We start from the raw sequence: 18086 nt of genomic DNA on the forward strand, positions 1-18086 counted from the left end.
TCCGGGCATAGTCACGCGGTTCCGCGGAGCGTGAGCGGCTTCACGCTGATCGAATTGATGGTGACCGTTGCGGTATTGGCGATCCTGGTGACTCTTGCAGCGCCGAGCTTTCAGGAGTTGACCAACCGAAACAATCTCGTTTCGGGAACCAATGAAATGATCGCGCTTTTGCAGAGCGCGCGTCTGGAGGCCGTGCGCCGTAATGCGCGGGTCGAAGTCTGTCCGACCGAAAACGGCTCGACTTGCTCCGGGAGTGATTGGGCACGGGTGGTGGTACGCGATTCGAGTGGAGCGGTCCTGCGGGACCTTGAAATCAACACTCGCCTTACGGCGCGTGGCAGCTCCAAGGTCGCTAGCAAGATCCTTTTCCGTCCTGATGGGCTGGCCCGTGAAGGTGGCGCCCCGGGTACCGTGCTCAACGGGGTGATGGAGGTCTGCATCGATGCCGACAGGCCCAAGCAAAATGCAAGGCGCATTTCCATCTCGGGGGCGCGTATCTCGACGGACGCGCCAGTGTCTTCTTCAAGCTGCACTGCAACGGTTCCAGACGCATGAGCCATTCAATTACCAAACAATCACATTCACGCTCTCCGCGGCGTTGCCAGCGCGGAGCCACGCTGATCGAAGTGTTGATCGCTGTTCTCATCCTGGGTGTCGGCCTGCTGGGTGTGGCGGCTATCCAGGCGGTGGCTCTACGCAACAGCCAGGCGTCGGTCGAACGGACACAGGCGGTGATCCAGAGCTACTCGATTCTCGATGCGATGCGCTCCAACCTCAGCGCGGCGAAGGGCGGTGCATACAATATCAATATTTCGGAGCCCTGCGAGGTGCCAACCGCAGGTACACGGGCACAAAGTGATCTCAATTTCTGGGTGAAGTCGCTGCACGCCACAGTCGGTGAAAGTGCATGTGGAGCGGTCAGTTGCACATCCGGAGACGTGTGCTCGGTGACGGTGCGCTGGAACGAATCCAGGGCTACCGCGGGCACGGAAGACATGAGCATTGTGACTACGAGCAGGCTATGAACCGGAAACTCAACTCGTCTCCCGTCCGACGCGGCCGCCAGCGTGGCGTGACCTTGATCGAACTGATGATTGCCCTGCTGCTGGGGTTGCTTGTAGTAGGCGCTGCGGGAATGATCTTCGTCTCCAACAGCCAGGCCTATAGCGCCACTGAAACTCTGGGGCGTATCCAGGAAAACGGACGTATTGCGTTCGAGTTGATGGCCCGTGACCTGCGTGAAGCGGGCGCGACGGCATGCGGAAATGATCTACCCGTCGCAAATACCCTGAAGAATCCTGCCGGCTCAGGACTGTATGAGTGGGGCGACGGCTTGCGCGGTTACGACGGGGCGCAGGAAGCACCTCTGGCACTGTTCGGCGAGGCGCCGGGCGGCCGGATAAAAGGGACGGAGGCAGTGGAAATTCGCTCGGGGGGGGGCTCCGGCGTGACGGTGACAAAGCATAACCCGGCCTCGGCGGTCATCCATGTCAATACGCCGGACCATGGATTCAAGGAAGGAGACGTGCTGATCATCTGCGACTACTCGCAGGCGAGTATCTTCGAAATGTCACCGGGAGGTGCCGTTTCCCACGTTGGGCATAACACCGGAAAGAGCAAGTTCGGGTCCGGCGGCAACTTCTGCAAGTCCCTCAGCTTCCCGGTCAATCCCGCGTGTGACGATAAACCGAAGGATGGGAAGGTCTACGACGAAAATGCCATCATCGCCAAGCTGCATTCGGCAATCTGGTACATCGGGCATAACTCCAGGGGCGGGCGATCCCTGTATCGGCGTGTGATCGGGCGGACGGCGGAGGAGATAACCGAGGGCGTTGTTGACCTTGACCTGAGTTATTACCTCCCGGGCAGTGACTACCACGTCGCTACCGCCGTTCCTGCGGACCGGTGGAACGAGATCAGCGCGATCCGCATCGAAGCGAAGCTGGAGGCGGCTCCTGGAGCGCTTCGCAACGGCCAGATCCAGGGTACCGATGGGAAGGTCTTGAGCCGCCAGCTTGCACACGTGGTCACGCTGCGGGGGCGCAATCCATGAGCGCCGCTGCTTCCGTAGGGTATGGTCGCGCGTATCCGTCGCCGCTCGGGCAGCGTGGCGCGGCGCTGGTGGTCGTATTGTTGCTGCTGTTGATTGTGACCCTGCTGGGTCTGGCAAGCATGCGGGGAACTCTTCTGGAAGAGCGCATGAGCGCCGCGCTGATGGATCGGTCGCTGATGTTCCAGGCCGCAGAGGCGGCTCTGCGTGAGGGCGAGGCCCTTGCCGCTTCCTCCAACCGGTCGGATTACACCAGCGGCTGCACCGGAGGAATGTGCGGGCAGCCGAATCCGGATGGCAACGACAACTGGGTCGATCGCTGGGATCAGCAGTTACCGCCGTACCAGCAGGCCGCGACCGTGGAGTCCGGAGACTTGAAGGTCACGCCTGAGTATTTCATTGAATACATGGGGGACTTCCCGAACTGGATCGGCTGTGAACGGTCCGAGCCGATGCCGGTGGGGTGCTTGGGGCCACGCTACCGAATTACCGCGCGGGCGCGGGCGGCTGGACGCGCCGAAGTTGTCCTCCAGAGCAGCTACACATCCCCTGAATGAACCGACTCATGGGCGCAGTCCGGCCCGTAACGGAGTAGAGCGATGTCAGTTCCAACCAAGTCCCGAGTGATGGAGCCCCGACGTCCGCAGCGGCTGCGCGCGGCCCTTTTTGGCCTGTTGGCGGTTCTCCTTGCCTCGCCAGGCTACGCGCTGGACATCCCAGATGTACCGCTGCAGTCTACCGTGAGCGTGCCGCCAAATATCATGTTCATCTTGGATGACTCGGGATCGATGCACGGGGAAATCACGCCGGGTGCGTCTATTGACGAGATCACTAAGAAGTCAGATGAAAGTGAGTGGGAGCCGACCAATATCGGGCGGGTCTTCCCCTTGGTTTCCCGTCTTTATGGCGGAAGCAGTGACTACGCAAATATCGTTGCCGACCCCGATAACGTATACGGACGAATCGTCCGGACCGCTCAGTTCAATGTGCAGTACTACAATCCGGAGATTGAGTATCTTCCTTGGGCCAAGGCGGAGGCGGGCAGTTACTCAGAGGCCGATCCGGAATGCGCATACTGGAATCCAGAAAATAAGGACAAGGGCTGTGTCAACCTGACGACAGCCCAGCCCTATTCCAAAGTGTGGTGGCAGCGAACGGATGACAGCATGTGCACGGATCGTGCTTGTGTTGCAGAGTCTGGAACGCGAACCATCGAGTTCAACATTTACTATACCTATGACGGGGGCGACAAGTACGAAAGCAGCAGTTACACTAGGCATTCAGTGGTCGGGGATGAGCTGAAGAATTTTGCAAACTGGTTTCAGTACTATCGCACACGGATTTTGGCGAGCCGCGGAGGAATTGGTCGCGCGTTTTCCAGTCTTTCAAGGGATGCCGAGGTAGCTCCTCGAGTGGGTTATGCGACCCTCAATTCATCACCTCGCGTAGTAAGAGGTGTTCGGCCATTTGCAGGTGATGATCGTATAGATTTTTACAACGATCTCTACACAGGAGTGGTCAATGGTGGGGTCGGAACACCCTCTCGTAGGGCATTGAGGGATGTGGGTGATTACTATGAATCAGAGGAGGGTGTTGACGACCCGTGGCGCACGGATGTGGGCAACAGCAGCGGCAGCAACTACAACCAACGTCTACAGTGCAGGCAAAGCTTCGCGATGCTCATGACAGACGGGTATTGGAACGATAGCGGTTTCTCGATTGCAGGGGGTGACTCAACTGCGGGCTATCCGTTCCAGGATGATTACGAAAACACTTTGGCGGACGTGGCTTACCACTATTGGAGCCGCGACCTCCGGACGGGCATGGGAAACAAGGTTCCTGCCAGTCCGCTGAATCCGAATACGCACCAGCATATGGTGACGTATGGAATCGGGTTGGGAGTTGAGGGGACGATTTCTTCCGATTTTGCCTTTAGTCAGATCGGTAAAGACAGCGGCACCCCCTTTTGGCCCAACCCGACAAGCAACGAAGAACACAAGATTGACGACCTACTGCACGCAGCCGTCAATTCCCGTGGCGGCTTCTACAGTGCGGCGGATCCGGAAACATTTTCCCGCGAGCTTCGGGCAGCCCTGAATAGCATCATTGAGCGCGTCGAGTCCGGTTCCAATGTGGCTGCCAACAGTGTCCGGCTGGATACCGAGACCCGGATCTTCCAGGCCAGCTACGTCGGGGGGCGCTGGACGGGCGAGTTGGCGTCGTACCCGATCATCAACGGCAAGGTGAGCACAACACCCTCGTGGCGGGCTTCCCAGGAACTCCCGGGTTACACCCAGCGGAAATCCACTACGTTTACCGATGGGGGGACGTTTTATTCCCAGCGCGTGGGGACATTGGGCACTGACCTGACGGAGTACCTCTTGGGGTCGCAGGACGAGGAAGAACAGAATGGCGGCCCTTTCCGAGATCGCAGTTCGGTCCTGGGTGACATCGTCAACTCTTCCCCTGCATTCACGAGCGAAACCTCGCCCGCAACGATCTTCGTTGGTGCCAACGATGGAATGTTGCACGCCTTCAATGCGACGACCGGTAAGGAGCTGTTCGCCTATGTTCCGAGTTCGAACCTGATTCCAGATTCGAGACTTGAGAAATTGGCTGAGCCGGACTACGAGCACCTATTCTTTGTCGACGGCCCGATTACCGTTTCAACGCAGTCCAGGACGCCTGACAAGAACCTGCTCGTAGGCACTCTGGGACGCGGGGGGCCAGGCTTGTTTGCTCTCGATGTTTCCAAGCCCGCAAGCTTCGACGATTCGAACGTGTTGTGGGAGGCATCGCCATCTGCCGCGCCTAGTAGTTGGGGCGAGGCGGATCGTGAAGACTTGGGCTTGATCCTCAACAAACCATTGATTGTCAGAACGAACGCGAATGATGGCAAGGGGGCCAACGCGTCGCTCTTACCTGCGATGGCCATCTTTGGGAATGGAATCAATAGTGGGTCGGGGAATGCAACGTTGTTCATCGTCGATGCCGAGTCAGGTCAAATGGTCCGGACCATTCGGATAGAAGATGATGACAACGGAATCACCAGCATCCAGGCATGGGATGAAGACGGAGATGGAGTTCACGACTTTGTCTTTGCGGCCGACCTCAAGGGTAACGTCTGGAAGTTCGATCTCGACTTCGGGGATCCCAAGGACTGGGGGCTGGCAGATGGGGAAAATATCTCTGGGCAGGTATATCGTGCATCGGGCGGCAATCCTTTGATCGCAACGGGTCGGCCGATCACTGGCGGCCTGCAGGTGGCGTTCGAGCCCAGGACCTTCCAGCGCTGGGTCTTCTTTGGCACCGGCAAGTACCTGGAGGCGGGTGATCCGCTGACCACCGATCAGCAGCGCTGGTACGGAGTCAAGGACACGGGCGAGAGGATCACTTCTGATACACAGCTCACCCCACGCGCGATCGAACTTCGTGGCACGACTGGCGAACACGCCGTGCGCGCGTTCCAGCCGTACCAGGCGCTGGATCTGGATTCCCGTGGCTGGTATGTCAATCTGGACGTGCCCGATAACGGCGCGCCCTCCGAGCGAATGGTTTCCGATCCGTTGATGGTGGGCCGCGTCCTGGTTGCCGCTTCGATCCTGCCGAGTTCGGATCCTTGCTTGTCCGGGGGGACAGGTTATTTGAACTCGATTGACGCTTTTTCCGGGACGGCGACCCAAGCAGGGTTTTTCGACGTCGATGGCGACGGCGAGTTCGATGACGACGTACTCGGCAGCGGCGATGACTCGCGCCCGGTGGGTTCGGTCGACTTGAACATTTCAATGCCCACTTCGCCAACGGTTGTCGAGAACCTGCTGATCGCGGGTGGTTCCTTGGGAACTGCTGGTGAAGTCGGCATCCACAACCCCCTGATCAAGGGCCGCATTTCTTGGCGAGAGATCGTTGGAGACTGACAGATGGCAGGCTATTTCCAGAGTGTTGTGAGGCGAATACGCGTCAACGGGGGCGTCGTCCCGACCAGAAATTCCGGCTTCACGCTGATCGAACTCATGGTGGTGGTCGCGATTATCGCGATCCTGGCCGCGATCGCCTATCCAAGCTACGAGAACCATGTGATCAAGACCCGGCGTGCCACCGCCGCGACATGCCTGATGGAGGCCGCCCAGTACATGGAGCGGCATTACACGACCACGATGAGCTATGCAGGAGTGAGTGTTCTGCCTACATTCGGTTGTGCGACGGATCTTTCCGGCCATTACCTGATCTCGCTGGAAAGCAACAACGCCACGAGCTACAAAGTGCAGGCTGCTCCGAGTGGACGGCAGGAAGCCAAGGATACGCAGTGTGGAATCTTGGCACTCGACCACACGGGAGTGAAGTCCATTAAAGGAGGGAGCGCTGGTTCTTACAAGGACTGCTGGTAACGCGATCGATGCCCGTCTCAGCCGTGCGAGCAGGGCAGGTTCGTTGCTGTGGCTGGGCGAACCCTGATCAGACCTCAATCAATGCGGAAAGGGCAGGCGGCCGGAGTTGCCCGTCGGCTGGTCCGTGGCCGCCCGCCGTTGTTGACAATGACGCTGCCAAGGTGACCGTCGTCCCCCGCCCGGCACAGGTGGATGCTGAGATTGCTGCCATACGCCCAGCCGCCCGGAAGGAACCGCACGCGCAGGCGACCCGCGGTGCTGTGCAAGTGCAGTCCCGTGGGCACGGTGTCGAAGCGCTGGAGCACGGCGTCATCGGTAGCCGGTTGCCGGTCTCGCCCCGGATCGCGGTAGATGATCCAGCCGTCGCTCCAGATGGTGTCATTGCGGCAACGGCGGCCATCGGTGCTCGGGCACACCGTCACGGGCGCGTTGTCCTTCACGGCGCTCAGCCGCGCGGAGGCCAGTGAAGTCGTCAGCAGGTGATAGGTGGTTGTTTCGCGATTGCTTTGCAGCAACGCAGCGAACGACGGCACGGCGATCGACAGGGTGATCGCGAGTACCGCCATCGTGGTGACCAGTTCGACGAGGGTAAGCCCCACTTCCTTGTGGTCCATGCTCGGCTCCGTGCCAGGTGAGCGAGCAGGTTAGGCTGTGCTTTCAGGCCGTCATACCGGCATGTGTCGCGAGTTGGCGTCGGGAAAACCTGAAGTCCGTGTCGGGCGTTTCCTCGCCTGGCCCCGCCTGACTTCTCGCAGGGCTGCCCACGACTGCAAACGGAGGCCACCTGCTTCCTGGGATACTCCTGCAGGCCTTGTCACGGGTCTACACGGTTTGCTCTGGCCTGGGAATGGTCGACGCAAGTTCACCGCATTCGGCTCGATACGCCTACTGCTGCGGCTTGATTGTGCACCTGCACGTGGCCGTATGGAGAGAGCACGAGGTTCTGGCGCGGCGGCAAACGCGTTGGGCCACGGGGTTGCAATTTAGACGTATATGTCAAATAATCGACGGAACATCCCATTATTTGATGTATAGATCAAATGCAAACAGTCTTGGAGCTCGGTGAGGCAGTAGCTATGAGGCGACGCTCCCTTGGCTTGAAGCAAGGGTACGTTGCCGCCAGCGCGGGTGTTTCCCAGGAGTCCCTGTCCCGCTTCGAGCGCGGCAAAGTGGCCGAGTTCGGCTCCCGCAAACTTCTGGCGGTGCTGGCCGCGCTGGGCATGGAGCTGGAGTTCGTCGAAGTCGGTGCTTCCGGCTCGCTGGACGAGCTTCGGCGTGAGCGCGGGGGCGGCGAGTGAGCCTGTCCGTCCACGTACTCGGCCGTGAGGTTGCCACGCTCGAAGCAGAAGGCGACTTCAAGAGTTCGATGATCTATCACGACGGTGTGGGTACGGATGACTTCGTCTCCCTGACCATGCATGTGCGGCCTGAACCCTATATCTGGGACGACGTTCTGCACCCGGTCTTTCAGATGAACTTGCCCGAGGGGTACCTGTTGCAGGTGCTGCAGGAGCAATTTGGCCCGGTCATTGGCGCCAGTCCGATGGCGCTCCTGTCGGTCATCGGCCGCAACATGATTGGACGCATCCAGGTAGCTCCGTCGGGAGCAAGCCTGGACGTGCCTGCGCAAGCCGTAGACGTCGCAGGTTTGCTGCAAGGCGACAACTCCGAGGAGGCCTTCGCCGAGCTGGTTCGCCGCCATGCCACCAGCGGCGTATCGGGCGTTGTGCCGAAGTTCCTGGACAGCGCGACCGTGAAGACCGGCACCGGCCCGCACACCAAGACCACGCTGCTCACGCACAAACACATCATCAAGGGATCATCCCGGCTCTTGCCGTTCGTGTCCCTCAATGAACACCTGTGCATGCAGGTAACCCGCCGTGTGATGCCTGCCGCGGAGACCGAAGTATCCCGAGACGGCCAGGCTTTAGTCGTCCACCGTTTCGACGTGGACGAGAACGGTGCCCGCCTTTGGGGCATGGAGGACTTCTGCGCCTTGCTGGGTCTGCGCCCTGCCGCCAAGTACGAAACCACTTGGGAGCGTATTGCCAAGGCAGTCCGCGATCACGTCCCAGTCGCAAATCGGGTGGGCGTCTTCCGGGAAATGGCGACCATGCTCCTGCTGACCTACGCCCTGCGTAACGCCGACTGTCATGCCAAGAACGTGGCCCTGCGTTACACCCGCCGAGAAGATGTCCATCTGGCGCCGGCCTACGACATGATCACAACCGCCGCCTATCAGGACTACGCCAGGAATCCGCCCGGAATCTCGTTGATGGGCAAGAAGACCTGGGCTCCCGGGAGGAACCTGCAGACCTTTTTGACCGCCACGTTTGGGCTGCCAGCGCGAGAGCAGGCCAACATCGTCGACCAGATTGGAACCGCGATGGTCGAGGTCGGGCCCAAGGTCCGCGAAGCGATGGAAGAACATCCGGACTTCGGGGAGATCGGCAAGCGCATGCTGCTTGCTTGGCAGGAGGGAATCGGCGGCCTGCGGCACAATCGTATCTACGCCATGGGGGAGGCTGAGCTGGGTGAGGCGTTCACCAACTTCTCAGATCCCCAGCCCGTCAAGACAGGGCGCCGGTGATCGGCCGCTCCGGGTTGCTGGGCAAACACTGAGTAGTGCTTCGGGGCCACGAACATGCGAAATCCCTCCCGGAACGGGAGGCAGGCTTTATCATCTGACATGGGTGTTCCCCGGACTTCCGCGAAGAACCAAAAAGGGCCCGCGATTCGCATCGCAGGCCCTTGAATTCTTTGGCGCCCGAAGCTGGACTCGAACCAGCGACCCCCTGATTAACAGTTTCCTTGTAAAACACTAGGTTAGTGATTCTTAGTGTTGATGTGTATCAACCTGTGCAGAGTGAAATCAATTAAGAATCATCAACTTACGTCAACTTGGGTTGATGCGTGAAATCTGCTGGTTGTACCTGTGCTGTACCTCATGAATGACACCACGCCCCCTTTCCTGACTACCGTAGAATATTCCGACAGGTCCGCCAAGTGAGCCCAAGAGTGATGGTACTGCGACATCACGCCACTTCGAGTAGGCTGTACGCATGACACAGCTTGATCCCCGCGTTTCCGAGTTCGAGACCACTGAGGCCGCCGAGAGTTACGATCGGTGGTTCCGGGCGAAGGTCGAGCGCGCCATGGCCGACACGCGGCCGACGATTCCACATGACCAGGTGATGGCGGAGATGGAGGCGATCATCGTCGCGGCCGAACGTCGCCGCGCATGACGCTTCCGGTCGAGTAGCAGTCGGCCGCTCGGCATGATCTCGCCGAGATCATCGCCTTCATCGCCAGCAACAACCCCTACGCCGCCCGCGCTCTGAAAGACCAGGTCGAGGCCGCACCGCTTCCCTTGAGCGATCACCCCTACCTTGGGCGCGCGGGGCGCGTGGCAGGCACGCGCGAGCTTCTGGCACACCCTAACTACTGGCTCGTCTACCGCGTTGGCTCGATCAGCGTGGAGATCCTCGCCGTCTTGCACGCTCGCCAGCAGTACCCCTAAGCGTCCCAAGCGCCAGGAAAGACGGGAGCTTCCAGAAGGCGGCGTTCAGTCTTGACTTGCGGTATCTCTTGTGTTCGGAGAGCTACCAGGCTACGTCGCCGTTTTCGTCGGAGCTGCTGGCACACTTCGTGCCGGCTGGCAGCCTTGGATAGATCGGCTTGAGGTCGATCTCCGGTTCGCCCAATGTTACGTGCCCTGTTACGGGGCAAAGAAAAAAGGGCCCGCGATTTGCATCGCAGGCCCTTGAAATCTTTGGCGCCCGAAGCTGGACTCGAACCAGCGACCCCCTGATTAACAGTCAAGTGCTCTAACCAGCTGAGCTATTCGGGCGGGGAGATCGGCCATTCTAAGGAATTGCGGCAGTTGGTCAAGCGCCGGAAGTCTGGCGCGTGTCCCAGCCCGTCACTGCGGGCATCGGGTACCAGGAATCGGTCTTGATGTCCGCACCCGTCCAAGATTGTTGACTACCACGGTGCCGGCCAGAAGTCCGCTGCTGCACACCCGCACCGTCTGGTTGCTATGGGCGCTGCGACCATCACGCTGGTAGCGCAGGAAGCGGCGGGTGGAGTCGATGCTCAAGCTGCGCCGGGCTGGCGGATCGGTGATCCGCAGGATGTGGGCGTCCTCGTCAGGCTGGCGGTTGGCGTCGTCGTCGGTGAACACCATCCAGCCTTGGCCCCAGTCGCTGTCAGTCCGGCAGCGGTAGTCAGTGGTGCGCGGACAGACGACGACTTGGGCGCGGCGCATGATGGCGGTGCTGCGGGCCATGGCCAGGTCTGCGCTGACCTGGTGCATGGCGGTGGAGACGCGGGTGCGCTCCAGGGTGCCGCTGAAGGCGGGCAGGCCGATGGTCAGGGTGATAGCGGCAATGGTGAGCGTGGTGAGGAGTTCGATGAGGGTGAGACCGGCGTCCTTGCGGGTCATGGGGCGGCTCCGGGAGGGTTGGGAACAGTCTGGGGGCGGGGTTCAGCGCTGGGCATCGCCGGAGGAGGCGTTGGGTGGTAGGGGGGGGGATTGCTGAAATCAGGGTCGGGCTGGGACTGAGGGGTCACGCGGCTTCGCGCCCATGGGGCGCTCCTACGGGGCGTGGTCAGGGGGCGTTGATGGGGAGGGTCTAGACTTGGGGGTTTCCCCTGCTGCGCCCCCTGCCAATGAGTGACCACCTCGAATCACGTCCCTTCCAGCTGGCCTCGCCTTTCGAGCCGGCCGGCGACCAGCCGCAGGCGATCGAGAAGCTGACCGAGGGGTTCGAGGCGGGACTGGCAAAGCAGACCCTGCTGGGTGTGACCGGCTCGGGCAAGACGTTCACCATCGCCAACGTGATCCAGCGCGTCCAGAGGCCGACCCTGGTCATGGCGCCGAACAAGACCCTGGCGGCGCAGTTGTACGGGGAGTTCAAGCAGTTCTTCCCGCACAATGCGGTGGAGTATTTCGTCAGCTACTACGACTACTACCAGCCTGAGGCCTACGTGCCGTCGTCGGACACGTACATCGAGAAGGACAGCTCGATCAACGACCACATCGAGCAGATGCGGCTGGCGGCGACCAAGGCGCTGCTGTCGCGGCCGGATGCGCTGATCGTGGCGTCGGTGTCGGCGATCTACGGCCTGGGCGATCCGGACGATTACCTGAAGATGCGCCTGATCCTGTCCGTGGGAGAGCGGATCGACCAGCGTGCGTTGATCCGGCACCTGACCCAGCTGCAGTACAGCCGCAACGACATCGAACTGCGCCGCGGTACCTATCGGGTACGGGGCGAGGTGATCGATGTGCACCCGGCCGAGTCGGACGCGGAGGCGCTGCGGATCGAGCTGTTCGACGGGGAGATCGAGGCCCTCAGCCTGTTCGACCCGCTCACCGGGGCGGTGCAGCGCCGGGTGCCGCGCTTCACGGTGTACCCCAAGACCCATTACGCCAGCACCCGCGAGAGCGTGCTCAACGCGATCGAGACGATCAAGGCGGAGCTGAAGGAACACCTGGAGTTCCTGTACTCGCAGAACAAACTGGTGGAAGCCCAGCGACTGTCGCAGCGCACCCAGTTCGACCTGGAGATGATGGCCGAGGTGGGGTACTGCAACGGGATCGAGAACTACTCCCGGCACATGACCCGCAGCCTGCCGGGCGAGCCGCCGCCGACGCTGTTCGACTACCTGCCGGCGGATGCCTTGCTGGTGGTGGACGAGTCGCACGTAACAGTTCCGCAGATCGGGGCCATGTTCAAGGGCGACCGCTCGCGCAAGGAAACGCTGGTGGAATTCGGCTTCCGGCTGCCGTCGGCGCTGGACAACCGCCCGCTGCGCTTCGAGGAGTGGGAGGAGCGGGCGCCGCGGACCATCTTTGTTTCAGCCACGCCGGGCAAGTACGAGCTTGAACATGCCGAGAACGAGATCACCGAGCTGGTGGTCCGGCCGACCGGCCTGATTGACCCGGAGGTGGAGATCAGGCCGGTGGCGACCCAGGTTGATGACGTGCTGTCAGAGATCAACAAGCGCGTGGCCATGGGTGACCGGGTGCTGATCACCACGCTCACCAAGCGCATGTCGGAGAACCTCACCGAATACCTGGCCGAACACGGGGTCCGGGTGCGCTACCTGCACTCTGACATCGAAACGGTGGAGCGGGTGGAAATCATCCGTGACCTGCGCCTGGGTGAGTTCGACGTGGTGGTGGGGATCAACCTGCTGCGCGAGGGCCTGGACATGCCGGAGGTGTCGCTGGTCGCGATCCTGGACGCGGACAAGGAGGGCTTCCTGCGCTCCACCGGCTCGCTGATCCAGACCATCGGCCGCGCCGCCCGCAACGTGCGCGGAAAGGCGATCCTCTACGCCGACCGGATCACCCGGTCGATGCAGGCGGCAATTGAGGAGACCGACCGCCGCCGGCAGCGCCAGGTCGAGTACAACGAAAAGCACGGCATCACCCCAACGACTGTGGCCCGGGCGGTGATGGACGTCATGGAGGGCGCGCGATCCGAGCCGGCGCTGGAGAAACGCGGGCGGGGCAAATCGCGTCAGCAGGTGGCTGAGGAGGTCGAGGACTATGCCTCCATGGCGCCGGCACAGCTTGCTGTGAAGCTGGCGGAGCTGGAGCAGCAGATGTACCGCCACGCCCGCGACCTCGAATTCGAGGAGGCCGCCCAGGTCCGCGACCGGATCCGCCGGCTGAAGGACGCGTCGCTGAAGTAACGTAGGCAGGGTTCCGAACGGCTGTAGGAGCGCGCCATGCGCGCGAAGCCGCGTGAATCCTGGTTTGCGAGGTGGCTCCGGCGATGACGCGACAACCGATGTCCTGCGGCAGTGACATGTGTCACGCGGCTTCGCGCGCATGGCGCACTCCTACGGGAGGGTCGGCGGTTCGTGCCACAGGGCGGTTCAATCCACAGGGGCGCCCATCCCGCAGGCGTGGGGCGCATCGCCGCAGTTGCCAGCCGTAGCCGGGCGGGATAGAATTCCCGGCTTGATGGGCGGTTAGCTCAGTGGTAGAGCACTACCTTGACATGGTAGGGGTCGGGGGTTCGAAACCCTCACCGCCCACCACTCAGGTCCATGATTTTCTGGACCTACGAGTGTAGAAAGAAGCCCGGCCAGTGAGCCGGGTTTTTTTTGATCTGCACTCCCGTCCGACCCACGAATACCCGACCGGTCCTTCCCATGATCACGATTACCCTCCCAGACGGCAGCAAGCGCGAGTTCGATGGTCCTGTCAGCGTCATGCAGGTGGCCGAATCCATCGGTCCGGGCCTGGCCAAGGCCACCGTGGCCGGCAAGGTCGACGGGCGGCTGGTGGATGCCAGCGACCTGATCAGCCAGGACGCGCAGCTGCAGATCATCACGCCGAAGGACCAGGAGGGCGTGGAAATCATCCGCCACTCCAGCGCCCACCTGGTGGGGCACGCAGTCAAACAGTTGTATCCGGACGCCAAGATGGTGATCGGGCCGGTGATCGACGATGGCTTCTACTACGACATCTGGTACGAGCGCCCCTTTACGCCCGAGGACATGGCTGCGATCGAGCAGCGCATGCGCGAGCTGATCGATACCAATTACGACGTGATCAAGCGCATGACCCCGCGCGAGGAAGCGATCGAGGTCTTCAGCCAGCGGGGCGAGGATTACAAGCTGCGCCTGATCGAGGACATGGGCCCGGAAGTCACCGAGATGGGCCTGTACCACCATCAGGAATACGTGGACATGTGCCGCGGCCCGCACGTGCCCAACACCCGCTTCCTCAAGGTGTTCAAGCTGCTGCGCATTTCCGGCGCCTACTGGCGCGGCGATGCCAAGAACGAGCAGCTGCAGCGCATCTACGGCACCGCGTGGGCCGACAAGAAGCAGCTCAACGCCTACGTGCAGCGGATCGAGGAGGCCGAGAAGCGCGACCACCGCCGCATCGGCAAGCAGCAGGAGCTGTTCCACCTGCAGGAAGAGGCCCCCGGGCTGGTGTTCTGGCATCCGAAGGGCTGGGCGCTGTGGCAGGCGGTGGAGCAGTACATGCGCCAGGTCTACCGCGACAGCGGCTATGGCGAAGTGCGCTGCCCGCAAATCCTGGACGTGTCGCTGTGGAAGAAATCCGGCCACTGGGACAACTACCAGGAGAACATGTTCTTCACCGAATCCGAGAAGCGCACCTACGCGGTCAAGCCGATGAATTGCCCGGGCCACGTGCAGATTTTCAACCAGGGCCTGCACAGCTACCGCGACCTGCCGATCCGCTACGGCGAGTTCGGCAGCTGCCATCGCAACGAACCGTCCGGCGCGCTGCACGGGATCCTGCGCGTGCGCGGCTTCACCCAGGACGACGGCCATATCTTCTGCACCGAGGAGCAGATCGAGTCCGAGGTCACCGCCTTCCACGCCCAGGCGATGAAGGTGTACTCGGACTTCGGGTTTGACGATGTGCAGGTCAAGCTGGCGCTGCGCCCAGAGGCGCGCCTGGGCGATGACGACGTATGGGACAAGGCGGAAACGGCGCTGCGATCTGCCCTGGGCGCGGCGGGAGTGGAGTGGGAAGAACTGCCCGGCGAGGGCGCTTTCTACGGCCCCAAGGTGGAATACCACCTGCGCGACGCGATCGGCCGCACCTGGCAGCTGGGCACCGTGCAGGTCGATTTCATGATGCCGGGCCGCCTGGACGCCGAGTACGTAGACGAGCACAGCCAGCGGCAGACGCCGGTCATGCTGCATCGGGCCATCGTTGGCTCGATGGAGCGCTTCATCGGCATCCTGATCGAACACCATGCCGGTGCGTATCCGGCCTGGCTGGCGCCGGTGCAGGCGGTGGTGATGAACATCACCGACGCCCAGGCCGACCACGTGGAAGAGGTGCGCAAAACCCTTGTGAATCAAGGCTTCCGGGTCGAATCCGATTTGCGCAACGAGAAAATCGGCTATAAGATCAGGGAGCACACACTGCAGCGGGTGCCGTACCTGCTCGTGGTGGGGGACCGCGAAAAGGAAAATGGCGCGGTTGCTGTACGCACGAGGGCGGGGGAGGATCTTGGGAGCATGCCGATATCCGGCGTTGCTTCACTTCTCCGTGACGGGCTCGCGCAGGCATAATGTGTGTACCGGCGCTTCGCGCGCCGGCAGTCCCGGACGCTGACGAGCGGCCGGCTTTATCGATCTTGGAGATTGCAATATCAGCACCCCGGACAAGCAGAATCGCAGAAATCAGGACATCCGCGTACCCCGCGTACGCGTAATTGGATCCGATGGCGAGATGATTGGCGTACTTTCGCGCGACGAGGCCCTTGGCCAAGCGCAGGAAGAAGGACTCGATCTGGTTGAGATCCAGCCCAACGCCGATCCCCCGGTATGCCGGATCATGGATTACGGCAAATTCCGGTTCGACCTGCAGAAAAAGGCCAACCTGGCCAAAAAGAAGCAGAAGCAGGTCGAGATCAAGGAAGTCAAGTTCCGCCCGGTCACCGATTCCGGTGACTACGCGATCAAGATGCGCAAGATGCGCGGCTTCCTGGAAGAAGGCGACAAGGTCAAGGTGAACATCCGTTTCCGTGGCCGCGAAATGAGCCATCAGGAACTCGGCCGCGGCATGCTGCAGCGGATCGAGGCCGACCTTGGCGAAGACATCGTGATCGAGTCGCGCCCGCGCATGGAAGGGCGTCAGATGGTCATGATGATCGCTCCGAAAAAGAAGTAGGTCGGGGGCTGTGCCCCCCGACGGCCCGCGGGTTCCGGCATCGCCGGGTCGGCCTGCGGGATCCGGATTGCATGGCACGCGGCGACGCGGCATAATGGCCGGCTCCGGTTCGCCGGAGCGATTCACGATCCTGTGAGCCGCCTCTGTTTCCAGCTGTGGATCGCTCCACCTGTGGAGCAGGGGCTTGTAACCGGTCTGGGGCATCCAAGTGCGGCAGCGTCCGCCTCCCAGCCAGAAAGAGACCAAAGGACATCCAAATGCCCAAGATCAAGACCCATCGGGGCGCGGCCAAACGCTTCCGGAAGACCGCTTCCGGCAAGTACAAGGCTGGCCACGCCAACCGCAGCCATATCCTCACCAAGATGACGACGAAGCGGAAGCGCAACCTCCGCCGGACGAACCACATCTCGGCAGCCGACAGTGGTCGTCTCGACCGCATGTTGCCGTATCTCTGAGGAGGACTGAACAATGGCACGAGTCAAACGCGGTGTTCAGGCCCGCCGTCGTCACAAGAAGGTCCTGAGTCAGGCCAAGGGTTACTACAACGCACGCCGCAAGGTATTCCGCGTTGCCAACCAGGCTGTCATCAAGGCCCAGCAGTACGCCTATATCCACCGCAAGCACAAGAAGCGTAATTTCCGCTCGCTGTGGATCGTGCGCATCAACGCCGCGGCCCGCATCAACGGTCTGAGCTACAGCCGTTTCATGAACGGGCTGGGCAAGGCTGGCATCACGCTGGACCGCAAGGTGCTGGCGGACATCGCCGTGCACGATGCGTCCGGTTTTGCCGCGCTGGCCGAGAAGGCGAAGGGCGCGCTCGCAGCGTAAGAGTGTCCCGTACCGCGCACGCCTTGAACGGTGGGCGCGGCCGGACATCGATGTACACGCATGGGGAAGGGCGCAAGTCCTTCCCCATTGTTTTTTGCGTTGGGGGTAATGGGGCCCATGGCTGATATCGAACAGATCAACCGGCAGGCGCTGGCGGAGATTGCCGCCGCGTCGACCCCCGAGGCGCTTGAGGCGCTGCGGGTGGCGCTGCTGGGCAAGCAGGGCAGCGTGACCGCGCTGCTGAAGGGGTTGGGCGCGCTGCCCGCTGGTGAGCGCAAGGCCGCTGGCGCCGGGATCAACAAGGTCCGTGACGCCTTGGGCATGGCGCTGGCCGAACGCCGCCAGGTGCTCGAGGACGCCGCGCTGGACGCGCGTCTGGCCACCGAGGCAATCGATGTGACCCTGCCGGGACGCGACGCCGAACGTGGTGGCGTGCACCCGATCAGCCGCACCATCGAACGCATCGCCGACATCTTCGGCCGGCTCGGTTACGAACGTGCAGAAGGTCCTGAAATCGAGGACGACTGGCACAACTTCGAAGCGCTCAACTTCCCGCCCCACCATCCGGCGCGGGCGATGCACGACACCTTCTACACCGCCGATGAGGGCAGCGGCGAGCGCCGTGTGCTGCGCACCCATACCTCGGGCGTGCAGGTGCGCTACATGGGCGAACACAAGCCGCCGCTGCGCATGATCGCGCTGGGCAAGGTGTACCGCTCCGACTCGGATCAGACCCATTCGCCGATGTTCCACCAGTGCGAGGGCCTGCTGGTGGACGAGCGCGCCAACTTTGCCGACCTCAAGGGCACCCTGGCCGAGTTCGTGCGGGCCTTCTTCGAGCGCGACTTCGAAATGCGCTTCCGTCCGAGCTACTTCCCGTTTACCGAGCCGTCGGCGGAAGTCGACATCGCCTGGCAGCAGCCTGACGGTTCAACCCGCTGGCTGGAGGTGCTGGGCTGCGGGATGGTGCATCCGAACGTGCTGCGCAACGTTGGCATCGATCCGGAGAAGTACACCGGCTTTGCCTTCGGCATGGGCGTGGAGCGGCTGGCGATGCTGCGTTACGGGGTGACCGACCTGCGCGCGTTCTTTGAGAACGATGTGCGGTTCCTCAGGCAGTTCGCCTAGTACCGCAATGGCC

17 protein-coding genes, 2 tRNA genes and 1 pseudogene are annotated in these 18086 nt (G+C 61.8%); 17 read left to right on the forward strand and 3 right to left on the reverse strand.

The genetic code is table 11. The annotated features are described in order from the left end of the window. Nucleotides 1–30: 30 nt before the first annotated feature. From ACW7G3_RS00575 to ACW7G3_RS00600, 6 genes are read left to right on the forward strand one after another with little or no spacing between them, the layout of a single operon-like run. A complete protein-coding gene (locus ACW7G3_RS00575; RefSeq protein ID WP_456980615.1) occupies nucleotides 31–555 on the forward strand; it encodes a GspH/FimT family pseudopilin in 525 nt (174 codons plus the stop codon). Next, nucleotides 552–1025, forward strand: coding sequence for a type IV pilus modification protein PilV (pilV, locus tag ACW7G3_RS00580; protein ID WP_456980616.1), 474 nt, complete (start codon nucleotides 552–554; stop codon nucleotides 1023–1025). Before ACW7G3_RS00575 ends, pilV begins: the two co-directional genes overlap by 4 nt. Nucleotides 1026–1072: 47 nt before the next feature. Then, on the forward strand, nucleotides 1073–2053 hold the full coding sequence (locus tag ACW7G3_RS00585) for a hypothetical protein (RefSeq protein ID WP_456980617.1): 981 nt from the start codon (nucleotides 1073–1075) through the stop codon (nucleotides 2051–2053). After that, complete coding sequence (locus ACW7G3_RS00590) at nucleotides 2050–2607, forward strand: pilus assembly PilX family protein (RefSeq protein ID WP_456980618.1); 558 nt, start codon at nucleotides 2050–2052, stop codon at nucleotides 2605–2607. Before ACW7G3_RS00585 ends, ACW7G3_RS00590 begins: the two co-directional genes overlap by 4 nt. Before the next feature lie 42 nt (nucleotides 2608–2649). Beyond that, nucleotides 2650–5967, forward strand: coding sequence for a pilus assembly protein (locus ACW7G3_RS00595; RefSeq protein ID WP_456980619.1), 3318 nt, complete (start codon nucleotides 2650–2652; stop codon nucleotides 5965–5967). 3 nt (nucleotides 5968–5970) lie between these two features. Next, nucleotides 5971–6438 carry a type IV pilin protein gene (locus tag ACW7G3_RS00600; RefSeq protein WP_456980620.1) on the forward strand — a complete coding sequence of 156 codons (468 nt, stop codon included), beginning with the start codon at nucleotides 5971–5973 and terminating at the stop codon, nucleotides 6436–6438. Between the two features lie 74 nt (nucleotides 6439–6512). Here the strand turns inward: ACW7G3_RS00600 and ACW7G3_RS00605 are convergent, their stop codons facing one another. Beyond that, complete coding sequence (locus tag ACW7G3_RS00605) at nucleotides 6513–7052, reverse strand: GspH/FimT family pseudopilin (protein ID WP_456980622.1); 540 nt, start codon at nucleotides 7050–7052, stop codon at nucleotides 6513–6515. A 426-nt stretch (nucleotides 7053–7478) separates the two neighbouring features. Between ACW7G3_RS00605 and ACW7G3_RS00610 the strand changes: the two genes are divergently transcribed. The 4 genes and pseudogenes from ACW7G3_RS00610 to ACW7G3_RS00625 all read left to right on the forward strand — a co-directional run. After that, entirely contained in the window at nucleotides 7479–7736 is a 258-nt protein-coding gene (locus ACW7G3_RS00610) for a helix-turn-helix domain-containing protein (protein WP_456971535.1), read from the forward strand. Beyond that, the gene (locus tag ACW7G3_RS00615; protein ID WP_456980623.1) at nucleotides 7733–9028 is read left to right on the forward strand and encodes a type II toxin-antitoxin system HipA family toxin; all 1296 of its coding nucleotides are present in this window, start codon (nucleotides 7733–7735) and stop codon (nucleotides 9026–9028) included. The genes ACW7G3_RS00610 and ACW7G3_RS00615 overlap by 4 nt, the downstream gene beginning before the upstream one ends. Nucleotides 9029–9500: 472 nt before the next feature. Further along, nucleotides 9501–9683, forward strand: a complete 183-nt coding sequence (gene relB, locus ACW7G3_RS00620) for a type II toxin-antitoxin system RelB family antitoxin (RefSeq protein ID WP_456971540.1) — start codon at nucleotides 9501–9503, stop codon at nucleotides 9681–9683. A gap of 35 nt (nucleotides 9684–9718) precedes the next feature. Then, nucleotides 9719–9958, forward strand: a pseudogene (locus ACW7G3_RS00625) (type II toxin-antitoxin system RelE/ParE family toxin); the annotation flags it as partial. A gap of 253 nt (nucleotides 9959–10211) precedes the next feature. Here the strand turns inward: ACW7G3_RS00625 and ACW7G3_RS00630 are convergent. After that, nucleotides 10212–10288, reverse strand: a tRNA-Asn gene (locus tag ACW7G3_RS00630). A gap of 72 nt (nucleotides 10289–10360) precedes the next feature. Then, nucleotides 10361–10882 (reverse strand): GspH/FimT family pseudopilin, encoded by a 522-nt coding sequence (locus ACW7G3_RS00635; protein WP_456980624.1) that lies wholly within the window; start codon nucleotides 10880–10882, stop codon nucleotides 10361–10363. Nucleotides 10883–11109: 227 nt separating this feature from the next. On the opposite strand from ACW7G3_RS00635, the gene uvrB reads away from it, so the two are divergent. From uvrB to pheS, 7 genes are all read left to right on the forward strand, one after another. Continuing rightward, a complete protein-coding gene (uvrB, locus tag ACW7G3_RS00640) occupies nucleotides 11110–13143 on the forward strand; it encodes an excinuclease ABC subunit UvrB (protein ID WP_456971548.1) in 2034 nt (677 codons plus the stop codon). A gap of 276 nt (nucleotides 13144–13419) precedes the next feature. Continuing rightward, a tRNA-Val gene (locus tag ACW7G3_RS00645) sits at nucleotides 13420–13494 on the forward strand. 114 nt (nucleotides 13495–13608) lie between these two features. Then, on the forward strand, nucleotides 13609–15516 hold the full coding sequence (gene thrS, locus ACW7G3_RS00650; protein WP_456980625.1) for a threonine--tRNA ligase: 1908 nt from the start codon (nucleotides 13609–13611) through the stop codon (nucleotides 15514–15516). A 79-nt stretch (nucleotides 15517–15595) separates the two neighbouring features. Further along, the gene (gene infC / locus ACW7G3_RS00655) at nucleotides 15596–16117 is read left to right on the forward strand and encodes a translation initiation factor IF-3 (RefSeq protein WP_456972200.1); all 522 of its coding nucleotides are present in this window, start codon (nucleotides 15596–15598) and stop codon (nucleotides 16115–16117) included. Between the two features lie 257 nt (nucleotides 16118–16374). After that, nucleotides 16375–16572 carry a 50S ribosomal protein L35 gene (gene rpmI, locus ACW7G3_RS00660; RefSeq protein WP_456971562.1) on the forward strand — a complete coding sequence of 66 codons (198 nt, stop codon included), beginning with the start codon at nucleotides 16375–16377 and terminating at the stop codon, nucleotides 16570–16572. Between the two features lie 13 nt (nucleotides 16573–16585). Next, entirely contained in the window at nucleotides 16586–16945 is a 360-nt protein-coding gene (rplT, locus tag ACW7G3_RS00665; protein WP_456971564.1) for a 50S ribosomal protein L20, read from the forward strand. A 117-nt stretch (nucleotides 16946–17062) separates the two neighbouring features. Further along, a complete protein-coding gene (gene pheS, locus ACW7G3_RS00670; protein ID WP_456980626.1) occupies nucleotides 17063–18073 on the forward strand; it encodes a phenylalanine--tRNA ligase subunit alpha in 1011 nt (336 codons plus the stop codon). Nucleotides 18074–18086: the final 13 nt, after the last annotated feature.

Source organism: Luteimonas sp. A478, assembly GCF_054052025.1.

What these genes read in the sequence shown, in the direction of transcription:
- ACW7G3_RS00600 (WP_456980620.1), top strand. Translation starts at nt 5,971, where the DNA reads ATGGCAGGCTATTTCCAGAGTGTTGTGAGGCGAATACGCGTCAACGGG.
- uvrB (WP_456971548.1), top strand. Translation starts at nt 11,110, where the DNA reads ATGAGTGACCACCTCGAATCACGTCCCTTCCAGCTGGCCTCGCCTTTC.
- thrS (WP_456980625.1), top strand. Translation starts at nt 13,609, where the DNA reads ATGATCACGATTACCCTCCCAGACGGCAGCAAGCGCGAGTTCGATGGT.
- ACW7G3_RS00605 (WP_456980622.1), bottom strand. Translation starts at nt 7,052, where the DNA reads ATGGACCACAAGGAAGTGGGGCTTACCCTCGTCGAACTGGTCACCACG.
- ACW7G3_RS00595 (WP_456980619.1), top strand. Translation starts at nt 2,650, where the DNA reads ATGTCAGTTCCAACCAAGTCCCGAGTGATGGAGCCCCGACGTCCGCAG.
- rplT (WP_456971564.1), top strand. Translation starts at nt 16,586, where the DNA reads ATGGCACGAGTCAAACGCGGTGTTCAGGCCCGCCGTCGTCACAAGAAG.
- ACW7G3_RS00635 (WP_456980624.1), bottom strand. Translation starts at nt 10,882, where the DNA reads ATGACCCGCAAGGACGCCGGTCTCACCCTCATCGAACTCCTCACCACG.
- pheS (WP_456980626.1), top strand. Translation starts at nt 17,063, where the DNA reads ATGGCTGATATCGAACAGATCAACCGGCAGGCGCTGGCGGAGATTGCC.
- relB (WP_456971540.1), top strand. Translation starts at nt 9,501, where the DNA reads ATGACACAGCTTGATCCCCGCGTTTCCGAGTTCGAGACCACTGAGGCC.
- pilV (WP_456980616.1), top strand. Translation starts at nt 552, where the DNA reads ATGAGCCATTCAATTACCAAACAATCACATTCACGCTCTCCGCGGCGT.
- ACW7G3_RS00610 (WP_456971535.1), top strand. Translation starts at nt 7,479, where the DNA reads ATGCAAACAGTCTTGGAGCTCGGTGAGGCAGTAGCTATGAGGCGACGC.
- ACW7G3_RS00590 (WP_456980618.1), top strand. Translation starts at nt 2,050, where the DNA reads ATGAGCGCCGCTGCTTCCGTAGGGTATGGTCGCGCGTATCCGTCGCCG.
- rpmI (WP_456971562.1), top strand. Translation starts at nt 16,375, where the DNA reads ATGCCCAAGATCAAGACCCATCGGGGCGCGGCCAAACGCTTCCGGAAG.